The organism is Francisella sp. SYW-2 (assembly GCF_008711475.1).
GTDB lineage: Bacteria > Pseudomonadota > Gammaproteobacteria > Francisellales > Francisellaceae > Francisella > Francisella salimarina.
Genome location: NZ_VXKO01000016.1, coordinates 15,610 through 37,630, shown reverse-complemented (window position 1 = coordinate 37,630; position 22,021 = coordinate 15,610). Strand labels below are relative to the sequence as shown.

Below are 22,021 nucleotides of genomic sequence, written 5' to 3'. Positions count from 1 at the left end.
TTCAGCCTCCAAAATCATAATTATTCTTTATAACAGTTTGTGCAACCATTGGTGAAAACAAGTATCCATGTCGTGATAAACCATTTAGATATGTTATATTCCCTTTAGTACTTATAATTGGCTTATCATCGATACTCATCGGACGTACATTAGTTAAAGTTTTCAATATCCTTGCTTCTAAAAAACGCTTATCTAGCGTAACTAACATACTTAGCAACTCTAATGCACTCTGTACAGAAATCTTAGAATAATCACTACTATCAATACTTGTTGCACCAAGATAAAAAATACCATTCTCTCTAGGAATCAAATAAATAGCGTGTCTCGGGTGTAAAAGCCTAATAACAGAATCTAACTTAATACTTTTATTTTCTAAAATAATCGACTCCCCTCTTACACCATACAATTTGATATCATCAACACTTGAGATACCTGTACAATCAAATATATGCTCATACTCTTTATCAAAACACTCTCGATAGAATTGTTCTTTAGTAGTTTCAATAATTTTTATATTTTCGAGGTTAAGAAATAACTCTTGTGTTAATACAAAGAATTTTGGAACATCAATTAATGCTTCATCTGCTATTAGAGCTTTTTCACAAAGAGTGCTTGATAAAAACAGTCCTTTATTAAGGGTATGTACCTTTTCTGTAGAACATATATCTATAAGAGGCTTTGTATCTAAGTTTTTTAGTCTTAAATCTATATTTCTAATAGCTAAATCCAACTCATATTTATCTTGATTATGTGCAACAACACAGGTATTAATCTTTTTTACAAAGCTGTCATCCATACCTAGACTTTCATTAACAAACACATTTAATTCATACCAAAGATCGTAGCTATTAAATCCCAGATCATACACATGCTTTTGGCAACTTATTAGCTCAGTTACTGGAGCAAGCATACCTCCAGCACAATAGCCACAGCTTGTCTTATAATTCAGACTATCGGTATAGATATCGATTTTTAAATCAGGATATAGTTTAACTAGATAAAGTGCTAAAACTCTACCCATAAGCCCTGATCCAAGGATTGAGACTTTACTCATGTTTAGATTCTATTTTCTTAAGATCTTGAGAAAGCTTCATAGAACAAAAGCTAGGCCCACACATAGAACAAAAATGAGCAAATTTATGTCCCTCTTTGGGTAATGTTTGATCATGAAAATATCTTGCTTTATCAGGATCCAAACCTAAATTAAACTGATCTTCCCATCTAAATTCAAATCTTGCCTTTGATAGAGCGTTATCTCTTATTTGAGCGCCAGGAAAGCCTTTTGCTAAATCTGCAGCATGCGCTGCTAGCTTATAAGTAACAATTCCCTCTCTTACATCTTCTTTATTAGGAAGGCCAAGATGCTCTTTTGGAGTTACATAACATAACATAGCAGTACCATACCAAGCAATTTGGGCAGCCCCAATTGCTGATGTAATATGATCATATCCAGGAGCAATATCTGTAACTAATGGACCTAGTGTATAGAAAGGTGCTTCAAAACAGTCTTTTAACTCATAATCCATGTTTTCTTTAATTAATTGCATTGGAACATGGCCAGGTCCCTCTATCATAACCTGTACATCATGCTTCCACGCTATTTTAGTTAACTCCCCCAGAGTTCTTAATTCTGACAATTGTGCACTATCATTAGCATCGTTTATAGATCCTGGTCTTAACCCATCACCAAGTGAAAAACTAATATCATAAGCTTTCATAATTTCACAAACTTCCTCAAAATGAGTATAAAGAAAATTTTCCTGATTATGATGTAAACACCACTTAGCCATTATTGATCCACCGCGCGAAACAATCCCTGTAATTCTGTTTGCTGCTAATGTAACAAAGGCTTTTCTAACTCCAGCATGAATTGTAAAATAACTAACGCCTTGTTCAGCTTGTTCAATTAAGGTATCTTTATAGATCTCCCAAGTTAAATCCTCAGCTTTACCATTTACTTTTTCTAAAGCCTGATAAAGAGGAACTGTGCCTATAGGTACGGGACTATTTCTAATAATCCATTCTCTTGTCTGATGAATATGCTTACCTGTAGAAAGATCCATAACAGTATCTGCTCCCCACTTTACTGCTATAACCATTTTTTCAACTTCTTCTAGTGTAGAAGATGTAACTGCCGATGTCCCAATATTAGCATTAACTTTAACCAAGAAATTTCTACCGATTATCATCGGTTCCAATTCTGGATGATTAATATTAGCCGGAATAATAGCTCTACCCGCAGCAACTTCGTCTCTTACAAACTCAGGAGTAATTTCTCTTTGAATATTTGCTCCAAATGATACTCCCTGATGTTGATTTGTATACTCAGCACTTAAATGAAAATTAGCTCTTAGAATATTTTCTCTAATTGCAACATAATACATTTCTGGAGTTATAATACCTTTTCTTGCATAATGCATTTGCGAAACATTTTTACCATATTTTGCTTTGATAGGTACATGCCTATTTCTAAAATTCAATTTATCTTCTTTAAATTGAGCATTGGTATAGTCTGATGAGAAACATCCCAAACCTTGTATATCTTCATTTTTTTTGAGCCAACTTAATCTATGTCTAGACAAGCCCTTTTCTATATCAACCGCGTTACCTGAAGAATACTCTCCAGATGAATCATAGACAAAAACATCTGGATTTGTACTGATATTACCTTCGATATTTGTATTTGTTTGAGCAATTTTTCTAAAAGGAACTTTTAGTGCTGTACTAAGACATTCAACATAACATTTTTCCGAATTTGGATATTTAATCGTTATTGTTGAGTTTTCTGTATTAGTTTGAATATCTTGATTTCTAGAGTTAGTCATTTCATCTCCTATTTTCAATTCAAACTAGTATAGGCAGATGAAATTAAAGGTATAATTGATACAGTAATAGAATCACAACTATAGCAAATACAACCAAACTACACTTCCTACACTAGTGCTAACTAGATCAGGTTCAAAGGGTTGGAAAATCCTCTCAGCATGATTCGAAAAAAAATCATGCACCCCTGTGTTTTCGGTATAAAGTTAATAGTATATCTAAATCAAAGTCAAGTTAGTAACCAGCATTTTCTATTAGTAACTATCTAAACTAACTATTTCAAGATGTTGCATCTGTGTTTGTAAAAACATCTCGCCAACAGATCTAAACTTCAGAGGAATATCTGTAACATAAAATTTATACTCTGGATTAGAATTGTTTTTATTCAAAAGATTATTTTCAACAAGCAGTTGCTGAAGCATCTTACTAGCTTGTAATGATGGGTCTATAAGCTTTACATCAAGAGCTTTAGCGATACTATCTTTGATAATAGGATAATGTGTACAACCCAAAATTAGAGCTTGAATGTTTTTATCGTTAAAATACTCAAGATATTGTTTAGCTACTAATTCAACAACTTCTCCCTCTATAAATCCTTCTTCAATCATAGATACAAAAAGACCACATGAACTACTATAAACTTCTGTGCTAGGATTATTTTTGTGTATTTGTAGTGCGTATGCATTACTATTAATAGTAGCTGGTGTTGCTATGACACCAACTGTTTTAAGACTATCGACTAAGCTAACTCCAGCACTTATCACATCAATAACAGGAACTGTTTTAGCAATTTCTTGAACGATATCTTTTGCAATAGCTGATATAGTATTACAAGCAATAATTATTGCTTTAACTTCTTGATCAATCAAAAATTTAGCCGTTTGGGCCGCAAACTTTTGAATAGTCGCTCGTGATTTAGTCCCATAAGGTATTCTAGCAATATCACCAAAATATATAATATCCTCATTTGGCAATATATTCATCAAGTTTTTGACGACAGTTAAACCACCAATTCCTGAATCAAAAACACCTATAGGCCTATCGTCAAGCATTACTTTTTCTCTATTTTACGAATTATTTTTCTACGTGAACGCGTAGGCATCTTCTCTAAATATTCTTCTTTTGCTTTAATAAAAGGTATTAGATTTCCTAATGACAAAACTGCTTGATTAGCATCATCTGCAATGAAATTTTCACTTAACTGTGCATCATCGTTTGCAAAAATAACAACAGTCACAACAGGAATACCTTTTATATATATTTTTTGTTTATAAAGGTATGTTTGTAGTACTTTTTTCTGTGCAAATGTTTGCCTAATTGGATTTTTTATTGTTTTTGCATAGACTTTGTTGTTCTGAGAAGTCTTTGATACATTCCATCTCTCGGCCATGTTCTCTACTTCGATATAGCCACGATTATTCTTAACCTCAATTATGTATATACCTTTACGAGATACTGCAATAAAATCAATTTCTCTATTGCCAACTGTGGATTTCTCATCTGGTAAAACTACTCGATTAAATAGTACAAAATTATTGTCTAATTTTTTTAACTCATCTAAAACCGTAGTTTCGCCTTCTGCACCTGAAATGATTATATCTACAGGATTATCATCTTTTGTTATTAAAAAGAAAAATACAAATAGTATAAACGCTAATGTAAATCCAACCTCTAGCGATTGAGTAACAAACTCAACATCTCCTAAATATAGATCAACACCAACTATTAAACCACATAGAATAATAGATGCATATAGACTTTTTTTTGCTCTAATCAGGTAGTTCCTTAACCTAGCCCATGTAAAGCGCAAAAAGAGCCTGTCTTTTTTTAATTTACTTTCAATAGCCATAATACCAATATACTTTATTTAAAAAACGTAAAATTATAAATTAATAAACTTCTGCTTTATTTCCGTTATTTTATCTCTAACTGCCGTTGCCTGCTCGAATTCAAGCTCTTTTGCATAAGCTCTCATTCGTTTTTCTAGAGCTTTGATAACCTTCGAAGCTTCAGTCATACCTAGTATAGCCGAAACATCAACATCATCAACCTTTAAGCGCGAATTATTTTTATAAGCACGCTTTTGCATTTCTGGAGAACTATCTAACATATCATCTATGCTCTTGATGATTGTTTTAGGAGTTATATTATTTTTCTGATTATATTCGTTTTGAAGGTTGCGACGTCGTAAAGTTTCATCCATAGCTTTTTTCATGGATTTTGTGACAATATCTGCATACAAGATAGCTCTACCATTTTGATTCCTAGCTACACGTCCAATAGTTTGGATAAGAGATTTCTCAGAGCGCAAAAACCCTTCTTTATCAGCATCAAAAATTAATAAAACTCCAACCTCTGGCATATCAAGACCCTCTCTAAGAAGATTAATACCCACAAGCACATCAAATACACCATGACGTAAATCATGAATAATTTGGACTCTCTCAACAGTATCAATATCAGAGTGTAAATATCTGACATTAACACCATGCTCAGATAGATACTCTGTTAAATTTTCTGCCATTTTTTTTGTTAGAGTCGTTATTAAAATCCTTTCTTCTTTAGCTATAGCCTTATTTATCTCTGATAACGCATCTTCTACTTGTATAGCAACAGGTCTTACAGAAACTTCAGGATCTAATAAACCAGTTGGTCTGATCACTTGTTCTACAGTGTTTTGAGACTTTTCAAGTTCATAATTAGCTGGTGTCGCAGATACATAGATTGTCTGAGGCAACAAATTCTCAAACTCATTAAATTTCAAAGGTCTATTATCCAAAGCAGAAGGCAGTCTAAACCCATAATTAACAAGATTAGACTTACGAGACAAATCCCCTTTGTACATTCCACCAAACTGTGGTAGTGTGACGTGCGACTCATCAACTATGACTAAGGCATTTTCTGGTAAATAGTCAATCAATGTTGGTGGTGGATCGCCAGGAGCTCTACCTGATAACAATCTTGAATAGTTTTCAATACCCGTGCAATAGCCTAGCTCTTGAATCATTTCAATATCATACTTGGTGCGTTGTTCTATTCTTTGAGCTTCAAGTAATTTACCTTCTTCTTCAAAATATTTAACTCTTTCTTTAAGTTCTGCTTTGATCTCTTCTATAACTATATCTTTGCGCTCTTTTGATGCAACATAATGTGTACTTGGAAATATTGTTGCTCTATGTAATGTTTTAATTTTTTTGGAAGTTAATGAATCGATCATACTTATCGCTTCAATTTCATCATCAAAAAATTCTACTCGAATAGCATCTTTTTCAGAGTCTGCTGGGAATATATCCAATATTTCTCCCCTAACTCGAAAACTACCTCGACTGAAATCCATATCATTACGCGAATATTGCATCTCTACTAACTTAGTTTGAGCTTTTTTTAGCCCTAGCTCTTCTCCTACTTTTAGATGCAAAAGCATCTGCATATACTGCTCAGGATCACCTAGACCATAAATAGCCGATACGGTTGCAACTATAATTACATCATTACGCTCAAGTATTGCTTTGGTAGCTGAAAGACGCATTTGTTCAATATGCTCATTTACAGATGAATCTTTTTCTATATAGGTATCAGAAGCTGCAACATAAGCTTCAGGTTGATAATAATCGTAATATGATACAAAATACTCAACTGCATTATCTGGGAAATATTGCTTAAACTCTGAATATAATTGAGCTGCTAAAGTTTTGTTATGTGCAACAATTAAACACGGTTTTTGTGTTTGTTGAATCACATTTGCCATAGTATATGTTTTACCAGAGCCTGTAACTCCTAGCAAAACCTGATGCTGTAACCCACCATTAACACCGTCAACTAACGATTTGATTGCCTTGGGCTGATCGCCACCTGGGCTATATTTTGTTACTAATTTAAACTTATATTCTGACATTCTTCAAACTTAATTTTTTTATAAAAAAGCTGTGCTAAAGCCTTGAGAATTTATTATAACATAGCTTTATATCTGTATTAAAAACTATAGCTTAGTCCTGTTGTTATAAAGTTTGCTTCTCCCTTATCAAAAGACTTTACATATAGATATGTAATTAAGAAATCCATATTATCAATAAAACCTGTTGGAACTGATAAACTTACTGGAACTGCGAACAAACCCGAGGTTTTACTGGAACTTAGCCCTAAAAGCTTATTTTTTTGAAAGCTACTTCCAATACCAAGGCCCACACCAGCACCTGCTCTTATCCCATTAAACAACTCATAATTATACTTTACAAGCCCTAAGTATGAATTACCATCAAGCTCAGTGTCTTGTTTGCTCGCAAAATAACCAAGATATCTAAATTCGCCCGTAATATTTTTAGTGAAAAAATACCCTGCCGTGGTGGTAAAAACTCCTGTATTATGTGGAGACGAACTAAGATGTCCCCAACCTCCGGATGCTGTCACAAAAAATCTATTAAAGTCAGCACTGCCGGTTACAGTTTTTGGATCACTATAACTCTTAAAAAAAGTAGTGACTAAAACTAAAGTATAAAAAGTCTTTTTAAAAAAGATATTCTTCGAGCTCATATAGCAAAGCTTGCTGTTCTTCTGTTAGATCACGATTCATGCGTAAATCTTGCATTTCTTGATAGATATCTTCCAAAGTTTTGCGAGTTTTACCTTTATGATCAATCAAAAGCTCATCGTTATCTAGGCTAACAATCTTATTTAGATAATCTTGAAATTCCATCTGTGCTTTATCAGGTAGTTTTGAAAAGTCTAATCTACCAATTATCCTGACAGCTCTGTCATAATAAGGTTTTGGTAATTGATTAAGCATTTGTGCTTTTTGATAAATTTGTGAAGTATGAAATTTATCACAACCCCTTTCATCAGCGGCACCCATAAAGTCACTTTGATAAATCGCTGCATCTATATCAACATTTTCAATCTCTGGATACTTATATTCCAATACATAATTAACAAAATTAGCAAATATTTCTGGATTGCTTCTTATAAATTCTTTGTTCGTCTTTATCAAATCCAGTCTATCTTGAGGTAATTTCCCCACAAAACGAGTTTTAGCAGGTAATATTAGCGGAATATCACCCCATTTCTTATTTACAGTCAGTCGCCAATGTTCTGCTTCTAAACTGCCAAACTCTTCTATAAATTCACTAAATAAATAACTATCTAAGCGAAGAAATATCTCTTGATTTTTGTAATGCCTATGCTGACCAATATCTAATATGGCCGACATAAAATTATTTTTAAAGCCAAAAACTCCACTTACTGCAATTGCTTGTCTATACCCAATATCACCGACTTCTATACCGATATCTAGTTGAGCTAGAGTATTTTCATCATTTTGCTTATTAAACTTTGCCAATAAAAACTGCCACATTTTAGGATTAACTATTCTTAACTTTTTAGCTAACTCTACTGTGACAATTACATCTGTAATAGCATCATGAGCTCTACCACCACTATATAGATTATTTTCAGTATTCAAATTTTCTAACTTCAAAGATATTTTCTGCTGTCCTTCTTCATCGACAACTTTAGGCCACTTAAGAGCATCATTACAAAATAAATAATAGCAAGTAATTATTGGAAACAAATCAGCCCTTGAACAACCATTTTTAAATTGATGACTATATGGAGGTAGCATATTTTTATAAAAAGCAAATCTCAAAAACTCATCATCAAATCCAAGTGTATTGTAACCTATACTAATAGTCCCTGGTGTATTTATGATTTTATGAATTTTTCTAATTGCCTGATATTCTGACACACCAGTATTTGCTTGAGCAATAGAAATATGATGCGTTATCGTTGCAATTGGAGATGGAGTTGTATCAGGATTTAGCTTCACAAAAAAATTAAACCTTTCAATTTCATTAAAGTCTAAATCTGTGCGAATCGCAGCAAATTGTAATACTTGGTCAAAAGAATTGTTAATACCAGTAGTTTCTAAGTCATAAAATAAAAAAGTTTGATTTTGAAACATTAAAGAATAAGCTCATATTTAATTAAATTATTAGCTTAGAATTTTAACATACCTTTATAGTGATTAATAATTTTGAATATTAGAAATAAGCTTGATTTAAAGACTCAATAGAAACTCTAAAGAATAATTTTTGTGTTTATAAAGTAAGATTATGCAGGCTGTCTAGTTGCAGCAATTACAACTTCTCGTATATTTATATTTTGTGGTTGGCTAAACATAAACATAGCTGTACGAGCAATATCATCTGCTACTAAAACCCCACCCATAGACTCTTTCCAACTTTCATAATCTGATTTAATTTGATCAGATGTAGTATGACTTAAAAGCTCAGTTTCTACAGCACCTGGACAAATTGTCATTATTCTAACATTATCATCAGCAACTTCTTCACGTATATTTTCACTCATTGAAGATACTGCAAATTTTGTACCAACATATGCAGCGTGATTAGGGAAAGACTTCTTACCTGCAATTGAACTGATATTTATAATCGTTCCGCTTTTTCTTGCCTTCATATCACCCAATACAGATTGAATACCATTTAATAATGCCAATACATTCACTTCGTACATCTTTTGCCATTCAATAGGATCTTGTGTATCAATTTGACCAAGCAACATTAGACCTGCATTATTAACCAACAACTCAACTGGACCGTATTCAGCTTCAGCTTCTTTTATAGCATTTTTTAGAGCTTGAGCATCTGTTACATCTACCTTACGAATCATTGTGTTAGGTAAATTTAATTCCTCTATTTTTTCTATTCTTCTACCTATTAGCAAAAGTGAATGGCCTGCTTCAGAAAATCTTTTTGCAATTGCCGCACCAATTCCAGAACTTGCCCCAGTGATTACAACTAATGATTTAGACATACTATTTCTCCTTTATTTTTTGTTTTAGTATTTACACCATTTCATTGGTTGTAAATTTTATACAAACTTATTAAACTGATAAATACCAATAATCATAAAACATTGTTATTAAATAATGAACAATATTTATTGGCGAGGTATCCAATGTTTCATCCACGTCGCAGAACAGCAAAGCTTTACAAAGGCAGCAGATATATTAGGTATGGCCAAATCAAACCTAAGCCAAAATATTAAAGACCTAGAAAGCCACCTTAAAGCTCAACTACTATATAGAAGCACTAGACATGTTCGTCTTACCGAAATAGGACAAGATTATTATAAGAAATGTAAGCAAGCTCTCCAAGACCTTGATATAGCAACGCAACTAACTAGCCAAGAACACAACGAAATAAGTGGTAATATAAAAATCAACTGTGTTGGAGGAATAATTGGTGAAGATGTTATCGCCCCTGTAATTTTGAAGTTCCAGCGACTACATCCAAAAGTCAATCTTCATCTTGATTTCTCTAGCAATAGAATCAATCTCATAGATAGCGATTATGATCTAGTTATCCGTATGGGTAACTTACCTGACTCAAACTTGATAGTTTCACCGCTTAGAACTGTTACTACCAAGTATGTAACGAGTAAAGACTTTTTTGAGAGATATAGTGAGATATCCGACCCAAGACAGCTTGAAGATGTTCCTCTAATCTACGGTAGTATCAAACAATGGAATTTTAACTCTACAAATGATAAATACACCCTCCATATTCATAACAATGGTTTTCATGCAACTAATGGCAGAGTTATGAAACAAGCAGCTCTTCTAGGATTAGGAGTCACCAGATTGGTAGATATTTATGTTGATGCGGATATCAAAAATGGTAGATTAGTCGAAATACTACCTCAATATAGAGAAGAAACAAAGCTTTCTATCATTTCACTACCCGTAAAATATCAACTTAAAAGAATCAGCTCTTTAATAAATTATCTCAAAACTAACTTTAATACAGAATACGAAAACAAAAGTGAGATAAACTAAACTACTTTTGAGCTAATAATCTATCATACCTAATTGTTATTTTCTTAAAATTACTTTGTATTTGCTCTTTAGTAAAATACACAAATTCTTTGTATAGACCATCATCATGTTTTTTTTGTTGCATAAATAAAGTTCTATATGTCCTTAGATTAATCAACAATTCATCTATAAGTATCAATACTTTCTTATATTCATAATATTTTTTTGTATCAGAAAACTCATATTTAGCATTTACTAAAGTTTCATTAAGCTTAATACTTTTTTCTATCAATGAAATAATCTTCCTATTCTCAACACTACAGTCAACTTTATTAACAAGATCCTTAAGCTCAGAATAGATCCTATACATATCTCTGTTAAAAAGCACTCTATTCTTTCGCCCCCTAGTAAGGAAAGTTATCAAAACTATACTTAATGTTCCTATTGCTACACATGTAACCCTAACAAAAAATAATTCTTTGTCCCAACCAATAAATAATCCAAAGTACATTACTAAATATACATGTATAAAAAAAACACTAGTTGCATAGTTTAAAAACATCGTATATACATACAATGCTAAAGCAAAACAGCACAGTGCAGCAACCAATGTAAAATTATGAGGTATATTTTTTTGGATTAGTAATAATACTATAGATCCTATTGAAGTACCCAGTAATGAGAAAATAACAATCGCTTTAGCTCTAGTGTAAACAACACTTGTACTGGTACTAGCTGCAACACTAACTACTGCTATGACCACCCAATATATCCTATCTCTAAAGTCATCATCACCACTTAAACTAAATATCAAATAGCAAATTATTAATCCAACTATCGATGCTATAAAAACCCTTATGGCTAATAATGTAGTATCAGAAAGCTTATCTACATATCTATCCTTAAATAAGATCATAATACGCCTCTCTGATATTTTCTAAACCAATAAACATATCATCCAAAAATAATAAACTACTAAATAAAAGTTTTCTTTTTTGCTTATCTCTTTGATATTTATGAATATAGTTCATTTCAAACTTATATTTCAAATGAGATATATCCTCAGATTTTTTTTCAAAAACTTCAGCAGATTTTTGTATATATAACATCAAAAACATTGTGTTTTTATAAATTTTTTCTAAATCTTGTGATAATTTTTTTGCTTCACTTTCTTCAAAACCTAAACGAACATAATCAATAGTAAGTTTTTTATAAACCAGTAAAAATTTTGATGTTAAGCGATTAAAAACCACTAAGTTATGACTTAAATATCGCCATTGCTCTTGATGGCTTTTACGTAAGAACATTAAGCCATGATTTTTAAACGAGTTTATATTTTGGTACTTTAAATTACTTACTTCAACAACATCTGATTGTGTAAACCTTCTATATTTTGCCTTTTCAAATGTATCAATATAGTTACGCACAAAATTTTTTAAAAACTCATTAAATACTTTACTAACATCATTAGCCTTCATTAGTTTGTAGTTTCTAATAATCACCAGATAAACAATCAAACCAATCAAAATAGCTGTAAGAGTAAAATGTAAATGATTGTCCTTCTCCAATGGATAGCGCACAAAACAAATACAAGTAATGACTACAATCATCATCGGAAATATAGTAAAAGCCTCTCCAAACCTTCTAAACCAAAATGCTATAAAAGCGACAAACACTATTAGCATAAAATTAGTTTCAAACAAAGGGTGAACATATGGAGATATATTAACGATAATTATGGCTATAATCATATATAATGCAAAAGCCAAACGTTTAGCCTGTATACTCCCCAGCAGAATACTTCCAGCCAAATTAGCCATAAATAATATAATTATAATAGTAAGATTTTTATCAATATTTAAAAATGCTGCGAGACCTAAAAATGAAAAAAGTATAATTGCAGATTTGATAGCTCCATCTTGAAATACTTTCATAGGGTCTTGATCAACATATTTATGATATATCTCACTAATACTAAGCATTTACAAATCTACTTTTAGTAGTAAAAACATTTTAGGAATTATATTGCAAAAGTTACTTAATTAATATCACTAGAATAGTTATTTTTGTTTTAAAATATAGTAAAATTTAATAGCATTAAAATAAAATACACATTTATCTTTATGATTTATAACAATACTTATGATGTTATTGTTGTTGGGGGCGGTCATGCAGGCGTTGAAGCTGCTGCTGCTTCAGCACGTATAGGCGCAAAAACTCTACTACTTACTCACAATATTGACACCATCGGACAAATGTCCTGTAACCCAGCCATTGGTGGAATTGGCAAGGGTCACTTGGTTAAAGAAATAGATGCCATGGGCGGTATTATGGCAAAAGCCATTGATATGGCAGGTATTCAATTTAGAATCCTTAATTCTCGAAAAGGCCCAGCTGTTAGAGCAACAAGAGCTCAAGCAGATAGAGTTTTATATAAAAAAGCAATTAATTCTTTACTTAATGGTCAAGAAAATTTAGATATTTTCCAAGATTCTGTAGATGATTTAGTAGTCGAAAATGGAATTGTATATGGAGCTATCACAAAAACAGGAATAACTTTCAAGTCAAAAAAAGTTGTTCTTACAGTTGGGACATTTTTAGGAGGTAAAATACATATAGGCAAAGTTTCTAAAGCTGGAGGTCGAGCGGGAGATCAGCCATCAAATGCATTAGCTGCTCGCTTAAGAGCATTACCATTTAGAGTAGATAGACTCAAAACAGGCACTCCTCCACGTATAGATTGTCGAAGTGTCGATTTTAGTGTTATGGATGTACAACACGGTGACACTCCAACACCACACTTTTCATTTTTCTCAAAAGGAAAAATTGAACATCCAAGACAAATACCTTGCCATATAACTTACACTAACACAAAAACTCATGAGATTATCACAAACAATCTTGACAAATCAGCAATGTACAGTGGACTTATAGAAGGTATAGGACCACGTTACTGCCCTTCTATTGAAGATAAGATTGTAAGATTTGCAGAGAAAGACAGACATCAAATCTTTGTTGAACCTGAGGGTTTAAACAGTATTGAGCTGTACCCTAATGGTCTATCAACTAGCTTACCATTTGAAGTACAGTGTGAGTATATACGCTCAATTAAGGGTTTTGAAAATGCTTTTATTATGCGTCCAGGCTATGCAATTGAATACGACTTCTTTGATCCTAGAGACCTTAAACCAACCCTTGAAACTAAGCATATTAAAAATTTATTCTTTGCTGGACAAATTAATGGAACCACAGGGTATGAAGAAGCTGGAGCTCAAGGTTTAGTTGCTGGTATAAATGCTGCCATTAGTCTAGACAGTGATAAATCATGGTATCCAACTCGTTCTAATAGCTATATGGGTGTATTGATAGATGACTTGATAACCAAAGGTACTAAAGAGCCTTACCGCATGTTTACATCCCGTGCAGAGTATAGACTAATTTTACGTGAAGATAATGCAGATTTAAGACTATCCGATAAAGCCTGTGAATTAGGATTGCTAAACAAACAAGATCAAGAGTTTTTTATCAATAAAAAAACTGCTATAGATGAAAATATAGCTATGATGAAAAATACTTGGATTGGTCCTCAAACCCAAAAAGCTCGTGACTTAGAAAAGTATTTAGATAAAAAAATGACTCGTGAAAGCACTCTTTTTGACTTACTAAAACGTCCAGAGTTAGACTATAAAAAATTACAACAAATTCCAGATGTTAACTTAAAAGTGAATGATGAGGCTGTGATTGAACAGATAGAGATCTCTGCTAAATATTCTGGTTACATAGAGCGTCAAAATAAAGATATCGAAAAAATATCGACTCTTGAACTAAAAGCAATACCTGAGAACTTTGACTATTCTCAAGTCAAAGGCCTTTCAAATGAAGTTCTTCAGAAACTAACTGAACAAAAGCCCACAACATTAGGAGAAGCATCTCGTATACCTGGCATAACCCCTGCTGCAGTATCATTACTTGCTATATACATGAAAAAAACTGGCTTTATAAAATAGGAAGAAAATATATGAAAAAAAACTCTTTTAGAATAATAGCTTTAATAGTACTAGTATTAGCACTTTTTTCATGTGCTACTAAACAAAAGTATATAGAACAACAAAAAGCATGGATTGGCAAAAACATCTATTCTTATACTAAAGAGTTCGGTATGCCCAACGATGTTATACAAGTATCTCCAGATCCTAATATTGAAACTTATGTATATGTCAGAAAAGCAGTAAATCCAAATACTCCTGCTTTTGCTGGTAATCCAATGAATAGCTTAATTATGGCAAATAGAAATCCTCACTTTGTACAATTTGGTGCTTTAATGTGTACAACTTGGGTTTCATACAACAAAAGCACTAAGCTAATTGTAAACATAACATTCCGCGGTAATTACTGCGCTATTAATTAGTACATGACAGGGAAATTTAATGAATATTAAACAAACTTCGACACCTTTGATTACAGGGCTAGTGTCTGCATCTATATGCTTTAGCTTCGGATTTTTTTCAAATGTTTTCAAATATAACGGACTAGAATTTTTCTACGCTTATATCGCTTTTCTGGTTTTATTATGCTATCCAATGAACCTCATAGCAATATATTTCCAAAAAGCTTTCCCTGACTTAAATTCTCATAATAAATTAGTCTATAAAATCACAGGCAGCAATAAATTTAAACCTGCTAGTATATTATTAACTGGAATGATGATTATCTTTGTTGCTCTTATTATGTTTAACATGTCAACTTATGTTTTAGATTTTTTTGATAATATTCCAGCTATTGATAGACTGAGTAATCAAAGCTTAAAATTTAGTAACAACTTCCCAATATACACATCTCTATTGGCAATATTCATTGCTATCCTTTTAATGTTTATACTTGCGGATAAGAAAAAAATAAACTTAAATGAGACGCTTAAGACTACTGCTCACATATCTCTATATTTAGTGACTGTATTAATGTTAATAGTCATATATACCCCACAGGGGATAATTGGAATAAAAGATTTCCTTTTTGGCATAAACTATCAAAAGGTTGAACAACTTCGTTGTATGTTTGGATTGGCTTTAGTTTACGCAATATTAAGCAATTTTATATCAATAGCATTTTATAAAAACATTATAAATATTGGTGATAATAACTTTAATAAGCTTAAGACGAGTGCATTTAAAAGTATATTTTATAATATAATTTTTTCGTTTATGATTTGTATAACTATATATGCTATATTAGGTGACTACAGAAGCTACCTACAACCAACAGAAAGTATACAAATTACAACTATTTTTAAAATAGTAAAAACAAATTATCCAATGTATTACTTATTACTTGAGGTGATATTCACAACACTTAACCTAGTAGTTTTTGTTACATCATTGAAGTATATTTTTCAAATTGGAACGAAATTATATACTAAACTGCTAGTTCTATTAATTCCCTTTATTATAACTATATTTTTTATCAAATCTGGTATCGCTTACGTTGATTTCTCTAATATGAGTGCTCTTCATATAGTCATCATATTTATCTTCTTATTTGACGTATTCATTATAGGTTGGATTTATGATGCTCAAAAGCTTAGTTATGAAATACTTAAAAGCACAAATACTAAACTATCACCAATATTCAATATAGCCCTAAGAATAATTATACCGTTTATATGCATTATTATTACTATTGGCTATATATTCATACATATGTCTATTATGTGGCAATTTATAGCAACAATAGTATTGATTACCATATATATAATCAAAGGAAGTATTTTCAGTAAAATATTTAACAAGAGAAAGTTTTAAAATGTTTTTTAATAAAAAAAGTAAACAAGATGAGCTAAAAAAATTAGCCGCTAGCGAGGCTGCTAAACATATTACATCAGAAATAACCTTAGGTGTTGGCACTGGTAGCACAGTAGCCTTTTTAATCGAAGAGCTAGCTAACTATAGAGATAAAATAAAAGCTGTAGTGTCAAGCTCAGAAGACTCCACAAAAAAACTTAAAGCACTAGGGTTTGAAGTAGTAGATTTAAATTATGCTGGAAATATAGACTTGTATATTGATGGTGCTGATGAGTGTAATAGCCATAAAGAACTTATCAAAGGTGGTGGTGCAGCACTTACACGTGAGAAAATATGTGTCGCAGCAGCAAAAAAATTTATTTGTATTATTGATGAATCTAAAAAAGTGAATACTCTAGGAGAGTTTCCTCTTCCTGTAGAAGTTATCCCAATGGCAAGAAGTTACGTAGCTAGAGAAATAATTAAATTAGGTGGTCAACCTGTATATAGAGAGCAGACTACAACTGATAATGGCAATGTCATTCTAGATATCTATAACCTAAAAATAGATAATCCACTAAAGCTTGAAACAGAGCTAAACCAAATCACTGGAGTTGTAACAAATGGAATTTTTGCATTAAAACCTGCTGATCAAGTAATTATGGCAAAGAATGATGGGAGTATTGTAACTTTATAATAATTTTTGACAATTTCATCTTTTACAAAATAAGGACTCGCTCCTAATGATCTTTCTAGAAAAACAAAATGATAATTCTGAAACTCTATCATATATAGGCCATGTTGATAATGTCATCCAAGGCATAGTTCCTGAAGAGTTAAAATATAAACGTTTCCTTGCAAGTAATTTTGATTATGGTTTTGAATTAGGCTCACCTCAAAGTATTTATAACCTTGGTGAATGCATTTTGCTTAATGATATGATTTATTCTTCAAGAACAGATGTTAGCAGAACAGAAAGAGATCCCCTGATGTGGGGACCAGAATTCGTAACAACTGGGATATTTCTTATTCCTAAAAACACTCCTGTAAACTATATAGCTAAATATTTTTCTTTTGATAAAGAAAGTACATTAGCTGATATATATCGACAGATTTACAATCAAATCAAATCTCCTTTTGCCATTGTTGGATGTGTACAGTTTTCAGCAGTAAATGCTGAAGCTATAACTAAAGCCCCCATAAATAGAGAAAATATTTTCACAAATAGTCAAAACTACTATGATGAAAAAAAATATGAAGATACCGATGTAAACTTTGCTATTATGGGTGTTGTAAGTAATCCAAACGATAAAAAGTTAGAGAAAATCAATCAAGAACTATCATCCGTGTTATATCACAATCCTTTTGCAAATAAAAATAAACTTTTAACCCATACACACGGACTAATGCTCAATAAGTCAATTATTGATATCGAAAAGGTTCATCCACGTAATGCTAAAGAGGTTCTGCATATACAGGACCGATCACTTGTTCGCTATATTAAGCTTAAAGTCTATAAAATAAAAGGCCTAAAGAAACATGCTTAAATCTATAGAAATATAATCTTATCTAAGCACTCTTCTTCCATCGCAAAATCAATTTGAAAATAAAAGGAAGTAGTGTCAACAATAGCAGAATTACAACAGCTAATAGAAACTTATAATCGAACAATTTAGTATAATCTAATTGAGAGTTTTTAAAATGAACACCAAACCATACATATATAAATGTTATAGGAATAATACCAATCAAAGTAGTCAAAAAGAAGATACTGTTTTTAACTTTTAAAATTCCTGCCAAAATATTTGGAACAAAAAAAGGAATTGGTAAAATTCTAGAAATCAACAATATAGACACAGGATAATTTTCTACCAACAATTTAAATCTTGAAATGATCTTAAATCTTGGATTTGCTTGCACCTCTCCCCAATTATATTTAATAATCAAAAAAGCTAACATCGCTCCCAACGTGGCTGAGAATAAACAAATAAAAAAACCCAACATGAGCCCAAATAAAAGTCCGGCAAGTATTTTTAAGAATGGTTTGATTGGAACAGAAAAGAATACTGTCAAAATGTATATGCAAGCATAACTAAAAGAGGCTAGTATTGTATGATTATCTATGTAAGAATTAGCTCTCTCGTAAGCAAAGTTGATCTTATCTAAATCTAAATATTTATAGCCATTGAGAATTAAAAACACAAAAATACCTATACTTAAAAAAAAGACTAAAATAAGCCTTTTAACAAGTAAGGGATTTATGAATTTCACAAGATTTTATAAAGAAAAAATTTGATTAGAATACTCAATTAAGCTAAAGCAGCTTTTGCTTTTTCAACAACAGCAGCGAAAGCATCTTTGTTGTATACAGCTAATTCAGCTAATGCTTTTCTATCTAGCTCAACACCAGCTTTGTTTAAGCCGTTGATCAATTGGCTATAGCTAATATCATGTTGTCTAGCAGCAGCATTAATACGAACAATCCAAAGAGATCTGAATGTTCTTTTTTTAACTTTGCGATCTCTATAAGCGTATTGACCAGCTTTAATTACAGCTTGCTTAGCTACTCTATATACTCTTGAACGAGCACCATAGTAACCTTTAGCTTGATTTAAAATCTTCTTATGACGTGCGCGTGCTGTTACGCCTCTTTTTACTCTTGACATTATTTAGTCTCCACTTTAAAAATTGATAAACAAACTTATGCGTATGGCATCTGTTGAACTAGGCTAGCTTGATCAACTTTAGCTACTTGATTCATACCTCTTAAATGACGCTTTCTTTTAGTAGTCATCTTAGTATTGATATGAGCACGATTTGCACAACGGTGTTTGAAACCACCCTTACCAGTCTTTTTAAAGCGCTTAGCAGCACCACTCTTAGTTTTTAACTTAGGCATTTTAAATACTCCGCATTGTATTAATTGTTATTATTATTGATTTACTACTTTTTCTTAGGTCCTAAAACCATAATCATTTGGCGACCTTCCATTTTAGGTTGGTGTTCCACCGCACCATATTCAGCAGCATCGTTTGCCATACGCTTAAGCATTTCCATGCCTAGCTCTTTATGTGACATTTCTCTACCTCTGAATCTAAGTGTGACTTTTACTTTATCGCCCTTTTCTAGAAACTTTATCAGGTTGCGTAGTTTTACCTGATAGTCCCCTACATCAGTCACAGGTCTAAGCTTTACTTCTTTTACCTGTGTCTGCTTTTGGTTCTTTTTAGCTTGTGCTTTTTTCTTACCCTGTTCGAATAAGTACTTACCATAGTCCATCAAACGACAAACTGGTGGATTAGCATTAGCTACCATTTCAACCAAATCAACATTAGCTTCTTCAGCTAATGCTAAAGCCTCATTGATAGATACAATTCCTATTTGCTCTCCATCAACACCAACTAAACGCACCTCTTTTGCTCTGATTTGCTCATTTATAGGTGCTTTTTTATCCGTTTTAATAACTTTTTTCCTCCACAGAAATTATTATTTTTTTGCTTTAATTTGCTCACTTAAGAAAGTGCAAAAATCTCCTGTAGACATCTGCCCAAGATCTTCACCGTTATGCTTTCTTATAGTAACAATCTTTTGCTCTTGCTCGTTTTTACCCAATATAACAAGGTATGGAACACGCAAAAGAGTATGCTCACGTATTTTAAACCCTATTTTTTCATTTCTCAAGTCTAATTTCGCTCGAACACCATTTTTTTCTAAGGTTTCAAAGACTTCTTGACAATATTCATCTTGATGATTACTGATACCCATGACAGCTACTTGCACAGGTGTTAACCATAAAGGCATATTCCCTGCATAATGCTCTATCAACATCCCAATAAATCTTTCTAAAGATCCCACAATAGCTCTATGTAACATTACAGGAACTTGCTTATTACCATTTTTGTCAATATATGTAGCTCCAAGCCTATCAGGCATAGAGAAATCCAACTGTATTGTTCCGCACTGCCAACTTCTACCAATAGCATCTTTTAAATGAAACTCAATCTTAGGGCCATAAAATGCACCTTCACCTGGCAATAGCTCATAATTCACATTATGAGCATCAAGAGCATTTTTTAGCATTTGCTCAGACTTATCCCAGATCTCATCATCACCTATTCTCTTATCTGGTCTAAGTGCGATCTTGACTGTAAAATCATTGAACCCAAAATCTTGATAAACCTCAAAACATTGTTTAACCATTAAGATCACTTCTTCTTCAACTTGTTCTGGAGCACAAAAGACATGGCCATCATCTTGAGTAAAACTGCGTACCCTTAATAATCCATGCAAAGACCCCGATGGTTCATTCCTATGCACTATTCCGAACTCAGCCATTCTAATAGGCAGATCCCTATAACTGTGAAGCTTTGTATTATAAACTTGTACACAAGTTGGACAGTTCATCGGTCTAATTGCAAAATCTCTATTTTCAGATTTTGTTGCAAACATATTCTCAGCATATTTTGAAGCATGTCCTGACTTTTCCCACAGACTAAAATCTGCTATCAAAGGAGTCCTTATTTCACTACACCCATATTTTTTATTTGAAGCACGCATGTAATCCTCTACTTCACGCCAAATTCTAACACCATTATCATGCCAAAAAGCAATGCCTGGTGAATCTTCTTGAAAGTGAAATAAATCCAAAGCTTTACCAATTTTTCTATGATCGCGCTTTTCTGCTTCTTCTAACATATTTAAGTACTGATCTAAATCTTCTTTAGTCGCCCAACACGTTCCATAGATACGAGTCAACATTTCATTATTAGAATCACCTCTCCAATATGCTCCTGCTAACTTAGTAAGCTTAAAAGCTTTGATAACAGATGTGCTTGGTATATGTGGACCACGACAAAGATCACTAAACTCCCCTTGAGTGTAAATCTTAATTTGTTGATCTGCTGGAATACTATCTATTATATCAACTTTATAATTCTCACCTTGAGCTTTAAAAAACTCTATAGCCGCGTCTTTAGAAACAACTTTATAACTTACAGGGGTCCCTTTCTTAGCAAGCTCTTTCATTTTCTTTTCGATCTTCGGCAAATCTGCCTCACCAATAGCTTCTTTGAAAGAAAAATCATAATAAAATCCATTGTCAACAACAGGTCCAATCGTAACTTCTGTATTTGGATACAACTCTTTGACTGCATGAGCTAAAAGATGCGCACATGAATGGCGTAAAATTTCTAAGCCTTCAGAATCTTTTGTTGTGATAAGCCTTAATTCACAATCATTCTCAATAATATCTTTAGCATCTGTTAACTGACCATTTATGTATACTCCCACAGTTACTTTAGCCAAACCTGGAGAAATAGATTTTGCAACTTGTAATGAATTAACGCCTTTTTCAAACTCTCTTATCGAGCCATCAGGAAATTTAATATTTATCATATCTACTAAGTCTTATCTGTTTAATAAAGTTATCGAAAATTTTATAGCGTTTATTATATGTTATAGGCTTTGCTATGTAAATTAATAATCAATTCATGGAATATAATTTGACACAAGTCTACTCTAACAATTTCAACATATAATAATATTATCAACATACCTAAAACCATAATATAAATTTATGCAAAGTTTAAATTTA

General features: G+C 32.3%; 21 protein-coding genes and 1 riboswitch. Of the genes, 6 read left to right on the top strand and 15 right to left on the bottom strand.

From position 1 onward, the window contains the following. Nucleotide 1: 1 nt before the first annotated feature. The 8 genes from F3D57_RS06285 to F3D57_RS06250 form a co-directional block, all read right to left on the bottom strand. On the bottom strand, nucleotides 2-1,054 hold the full coding sequence (locus F3D57_RS06285) for an FAD-dependent oxidoreductase (RefSeq protein WP_150465601.1): 1,053 nt from the start codon (nucleotides 1,052-1,054) through the stop codon (nucleotides 2-4). After that, nucleotides 1,047-2,825 carry a phosphomethylpyrimidine synthase ThiC gene (gene thiC / locus F3D57_RS06280; RefSeq protein WP_150465600.1) on the bottom strand — a complete coding sequence of 593 codons (1,779 nt, stop codon included), beginning with the start codon at nucleotides 2,823-2,825 and terminating at the stop codon, nucleotides 1,047-1,049. Before thiC ends, F3D57_RS06285 begins: the two co-directional genes overlap by 8 nt. A gap of 87 nt (nucleotides 2,826-2,912) precedes the next feature. After that, a riboswitch (TPP riboswitch) is annotated at nucleotides 2,913-3,022 on the bottom strand. Nucleotides 3,023-3,077: 55 nt separating this feature from the next. Further along, entirely contained in the window at nucleotides 3,078-3,875 is a 798-nt protein-coding gene (murI, locus tag F3D57_RS06275) for a glutamate racemase (RefSeq protein ID WP_013922915.1), read from the bottom strand. Continuing rightward, a complete protein-coding gene (locus tag F3D57_RS06270; protein WP_013922914.1) occupies nucleotides 3,875-4,672 on the bottom strand; it encodes a nuclease-related domain-containing protein in 798 nt (265 codons plus the stop codon). The genes murI and F3D57_RS06270 overlap by 1 nt, the downstream gene beginning before the upstream one ends. 33 nt (nucleotides 4,673-4,705) lie before the next feature. Next, nucleotides 4,706-6,718 (bottom strand): excinuclease ABC subunit UvrB, encoded by a 2,013-nt coding sequence (gene uvrB / locus F3D57_RS06265; RefSeq protein WP_013922913.1) that lies wholly within the window; start codon nucleotides 6,716-6,718, stop codon nucleotides 4,706-4,708. Nucleotides 6,719-6,795: 77 nt separating this feature from the next. Beyond that, nucleotides 6,796-7,353 carry a porin family protein gene (locus F3D57_RS06260; protein WP_150465599.1) on the bottom strand — a complete coding sequence of 186 codons (558 nt, stop codon included), beginning with the start codon at nucleotides 7,351-7,353 and terminating at the stop codon, nucleotides 6,796-6,798. Further along, entirely contained in the window at nucleotides 7,328-8,776 is a 1,449-nt protein-coding gene (locus F3D57_RS06255; protein WP_150465598.1) for an exodeoxyribonuclease I, read from the bottom strand. Before F3D57_RS06255 ends, F3D57_RS06260 begins: the two co-directional genes overlap by 26 nt. Nucleotides 8,777-8,925: 149 nt before the next feature. Continuing rightward, entirely contained in the window at nucleotides 8,926-9,648 is a 723-nt protein-coding gene (locus tag F3D57_RS06250; RefSeq protein ID WP_150465597.1) for an SDR family oxidoreductase, read from the bottom strand. Between the two features lie 115 nt (nucleotides 9,649-9,763). Between F3D57_RS06250 and F3D57_RS06245 the strand changes: the two genes are divergently transcribed. After that, nucleotides 9,764-10,672, top strand: coding sequence for a LysR family transcriptional regulator (locus F3D57_RS06245; protein ID WP_150465596.1), 909 nt, complete (start codon nucleotides 9,764-9,766; stop codon nucleotides 10,670-10,672). Nucleotide 10,673: 1 nt separating this feature from the next. Here F3D57_RS06245 and F3D57_RS06240 read toward each other — a convergent pair whose 3' ends face one another. Together F3D57_RS06240 and F3D57_RS06235 are read right to left on the bottom strand one after the other, a co-directional pair. Further along, nucleotides 10,674-11,567 (bottom strand): FUSC family protein, encoded by an 894-nt coding sequence (locus F3D57_RS06240; protein ID WP_146421997.1) that lies wholly within the window; start codon nucleotides 11,565-11,567, stop codon nucleotides 10,674-10,676. Then, entirely contained in the window at nucleotides 11,554-12,633 is a 1,080-nt protein-coding gene (locus F3D57_RS06235) for a hypothetical protein (RefSeq protein ID WP_150465595.1), read from the bottom strand. The genes F3D57_RS06240 and F3D57_RS06235 overlap by 14 nt, the downstream gene beginning before the upstream one ends. 141 nt (nucleotides 12,634-12,774) lie before the next feature. Here F3D57_RS06235 and mnmG point away from each other — a divergent pair, with 141 nt between their 5' ends. Genes mnmG through F3D57_RS06210 form a run of 5 tightly spaced genes read left to right on the top strand, consistent with a single transcriptional unit; the run spans nucleotide 12,775 to nucleotide 17,975 of the window. Continuing rightward, nucleotides 12,775-14,658: a tRNA uridine-5-carboxymethylaminomethyl(34) synthesis enzyme MnmG gene (gene mnmG / locus F3D57_RS06230; RefSeq protein WP_150465594.1), complete on the top strand. Its 1,884-nt coding sequence runs from the start codon at nucleotides 12,775-12,777 to the stop codon at nucleotides 14,656-14,658. A gap of 11 nt (nucleotides 14,659-14,669) precedes the next feature. Then, nucleotides 14,670-15,059, top strand: coding sequence for a hypothetical protein (locus F3D57_RS06225; RefSeq protein ID WP_150465593.1), 390 nt, complete (start codon nucleotides 14,670-14,672; stop codon nucleotides 15,057-15,059). 19 nt (nucleotides 15,060-15,078) lie between these two features. After that, entirely contained in the window at nucleotides 15,079-16,449 is a 1,371-nt protein-coding gene (locus tag F3D57_RS06220; RefSeq protein ID WP_149368452.1) for a hypothetical protein, read from the top strand. Between the two features lies 1 nt (nucleotide 16,450). Further along, nucleotides 16,451-17,125 carry a ribose-5-phosphate isomerase RpiA gene (rpiA, locus tag F3D57_RS06215; RefSeq protein ID WP_149368453.1) on the top strand — a complete coding sequence of 225 codons (675 nt, stop codon included), beginning with the start codon at nucleotides 16,451-16,453 and terminating at the stop codon, nucleotides 17,123-17,125. Between the two features lie 46 nt (nucleotides 17,126-17,171). Beyond that, entirely contained in the window at nucleotides 17,172-17,975 is an 804-nt protein-coding gene (locus F3D57_RS06210) for a hypothetical protein (RefSeq protein WP_013922901.1), read from the top strand. 22 nt (nucleotides 17,976-17,997) lie between these two features. Here F3D57_RS06210 and F3D57_RS06205 read toward each other — a convergent pair whose 3' ends face one another. Genes F3D57_RS06205 through thrS form a run of 5 tightly spaced genes read right to left on the bottom strand, consistent with a single transcriptional unit; the run spans nucleotide 17,998 to nucleotide 21,822 of the window. Continuing rightward, complete coding sequence (locus F3D57_RS06205) at nucleotides 17,998-18,699, bottom strand: TVP38/TMEM64 family protein (RefSeq protein ID WP_191092362.1); 702 nt, start codon at nucleotides 18,697-18,699, stop codon at nucleotides 17,998-18,000. 38 nt (nucleotides 18,700-18,737) lie between these two features. Next, nucleotides 18,738-19,094: a 50S ribosomal protein L20 gene (rplT, locus tag F3D57_RS06200; RefSeq protein ID WP_013922899.1), complete on the bottom strand. Its 357-nt coding sequence runs from the start codon at nucleotides 19,092-19,094 to the stop codon at nucleotides 18,738-18,740. Nucleotides 19,095-19,129: 35 nt separating this feature from the next. After that, nucleotides 19,130-19,327: a 50S ribosomal protein L35 gene (rpmI, locus tag F3D57_RS06195; RefSeq protein WP_013922898.1), complete on the bottom strand. Its 198-nt coding sequence runs from the start codon at nucleotides 19,325-19,327 to the stop codon at nucleotides 19,130-19,132. Between the two features lie 44 nt (nucleotides 19,328-19,371). Next, nucleotides 19,372-19,908 (bottom strand): translation initiation factor IF-3, encoded by a 537-nt coding sequence (gene infC, locus F3D57_RS06190; RefSeq protein WP_146421990.1) that lies wholly within the window; start codon nucleotides 19,906-19,908, stop codon nucleotides 19,372-19,374. Nucleotides 19,909-19,914: 6 nt separating this feature from the next. Continuing rightward, nucleotides 19,915-21,822, bottom strand: a complete 1,908-nt coding sequence (thrS, locus tag F3D57_RS06185; RefSeq protein ID WP_150465591.1) for a threonine--tRNA ligase — start codon at nucleotides 21,820-21,822, stop codon at nucleotides 19,915-19,917. Between the last annotated feature and the right edge of the window lie 199 nt (nucleotides 21,823-22,021).

What these genes read in the sequence shown, in the direction of transcription:
- mnmG (WP_150465594.1), top strand. Translation starts at nt 12,775, where the DNA reads ATGATTTATAACAATACTTATGATGTTATTGTTGTTGGGGGCGGTCAT.
- thrS (WP_150465591.1), bottom strand. Translation starts at nt 21,822, where the DNA reads ATGATAAATATTAAATTTCCTGATGGCTCGATAAGAGAGTTTGAAAAA.
- F3D57_RS06240 (WP_146421997.1), bottom strand. Translation starts at nt 11,567, where the DNA reads ATGATCTTATTTAAGGATAGATATGTAGATAAGCTTTCTGATACTACA.
- F3D57_RS06220 (WP_149368452.1), top strand. Translation starts at nt 15,079, where the DNA reads ATGAATATTAAACAAACTTCGACACCTTTGATTACAGGGCTAGTGTCT.
- murI (WP_013922915.1), bottom strand. Translation starts at nt 3,875, where the DNA reads ATGCTTGACGATAGGCCTATAGGTGTTTTTGATTCAGGAATTGGTGGT.
- F3D57_RS06250 (WP_150465597.1), bottom strand. Translation starts at nt 9,648, where the DNA reads ATGTCTAAATCATTAGTTGTAATCACTGGGGCAAGTTCTGGAATTGGT.
- thiC (WP_150465600.1), bottom strand. Translation starts at nt 2,825, where the DNA reads ATGACTAACTCTAGAAATCAAGATATTCAAACTAATACAGAAAACTCA.
- F3D57_RS06270 (WP_013922914.1), bottom strand. Translation starts at nt 4,672, where the DNA reads ATGGCTATTGAAAGTAAATTAAAAAAAGACAGGCTCTTTTTGCGCTTT.
- F3D57_RS06225 (WP_150465593.1), top strand. Translation starts at nt 14,670, where the DNA reads ATGAAAAAAAACTCTTTTAGAATAATAGCTTTAATAGTACTAGTATTA.
- F3D57_RS06255 (WP_150465598.1), bottom strand. Translation starts at nt 8,776, where the DNA reads ATGTTTCAAAATCAAACTTTTTTATTTTATGACTTAGAAACTACTGGT.
- rpmI (WP_013922898.1), bottom strand. Translation starts at nt 19,327, where the DNA reads ATGCCTAAGTTAAAAACTAAGAGTGGTGCTGCTAAGCGCTTTAAAAAG.
- F3D57_RS06245 (WP_150465596.1), top strand. Translation starts at nt 9,764, where the DNA reads ATGAACAATATTTATTGGCGAGGTATCCAATGTTTCATCCACGTCGCA.
- uvrB (WP_013922913.1), bottom strand. Translation starts at nt 6,718, where the DNA reads ATGTCAGAATATAAGTTTAAATTAGTAACAAAATATAGCCCAGGTGGC.
- rpiA (WP_149368453.1), top strand. Translation starts at nt 16,451, where the DNA reads ATGTTTTTTAATAAAAAAAGTAAACAAGATGAGCTAAAAAAATTAGCC.
- F3D57_RS06235 (WP_150465595.1), bottom strand. Translation starts at nt 12,633, where the DNA reads ATGCTTAGTATTAGTGAGATATATCATAAATATGTTGATCAAGACCCT.
- F3D57_RS06260 (WP_150465599.1), bottom strand. Translation starts at nt 7,353, where the DNA reads ATGAGCTCGAAGAATATCTTTTTTAAAAAGACTTTTTATACTTTAGTT.
- rplT (WP_013922899.1), bottom strand. Translation starts at nt 19,094, where the DNA reads ATGTCAAGAGTAAAAAGAGGCGTAACAGCACGCGCACGTCATAAGAAG.
- F3D57_RS06285 (WP_150465601.1), bottom strand. Translation starts at nt 1,054, where the DNA reads ATGAGTAAAGTCTCAATCCTTGGATCAGGGCTTATGGGTAGAGTTTTA.
- F3D57_RS06210 (WP_013922901.1), top strand. Translation starts at nt 17,172, where the DNA reads ATGATCTTTCTAGAAAAACAAAATGATAATTCTGAAACTCTATCATAT.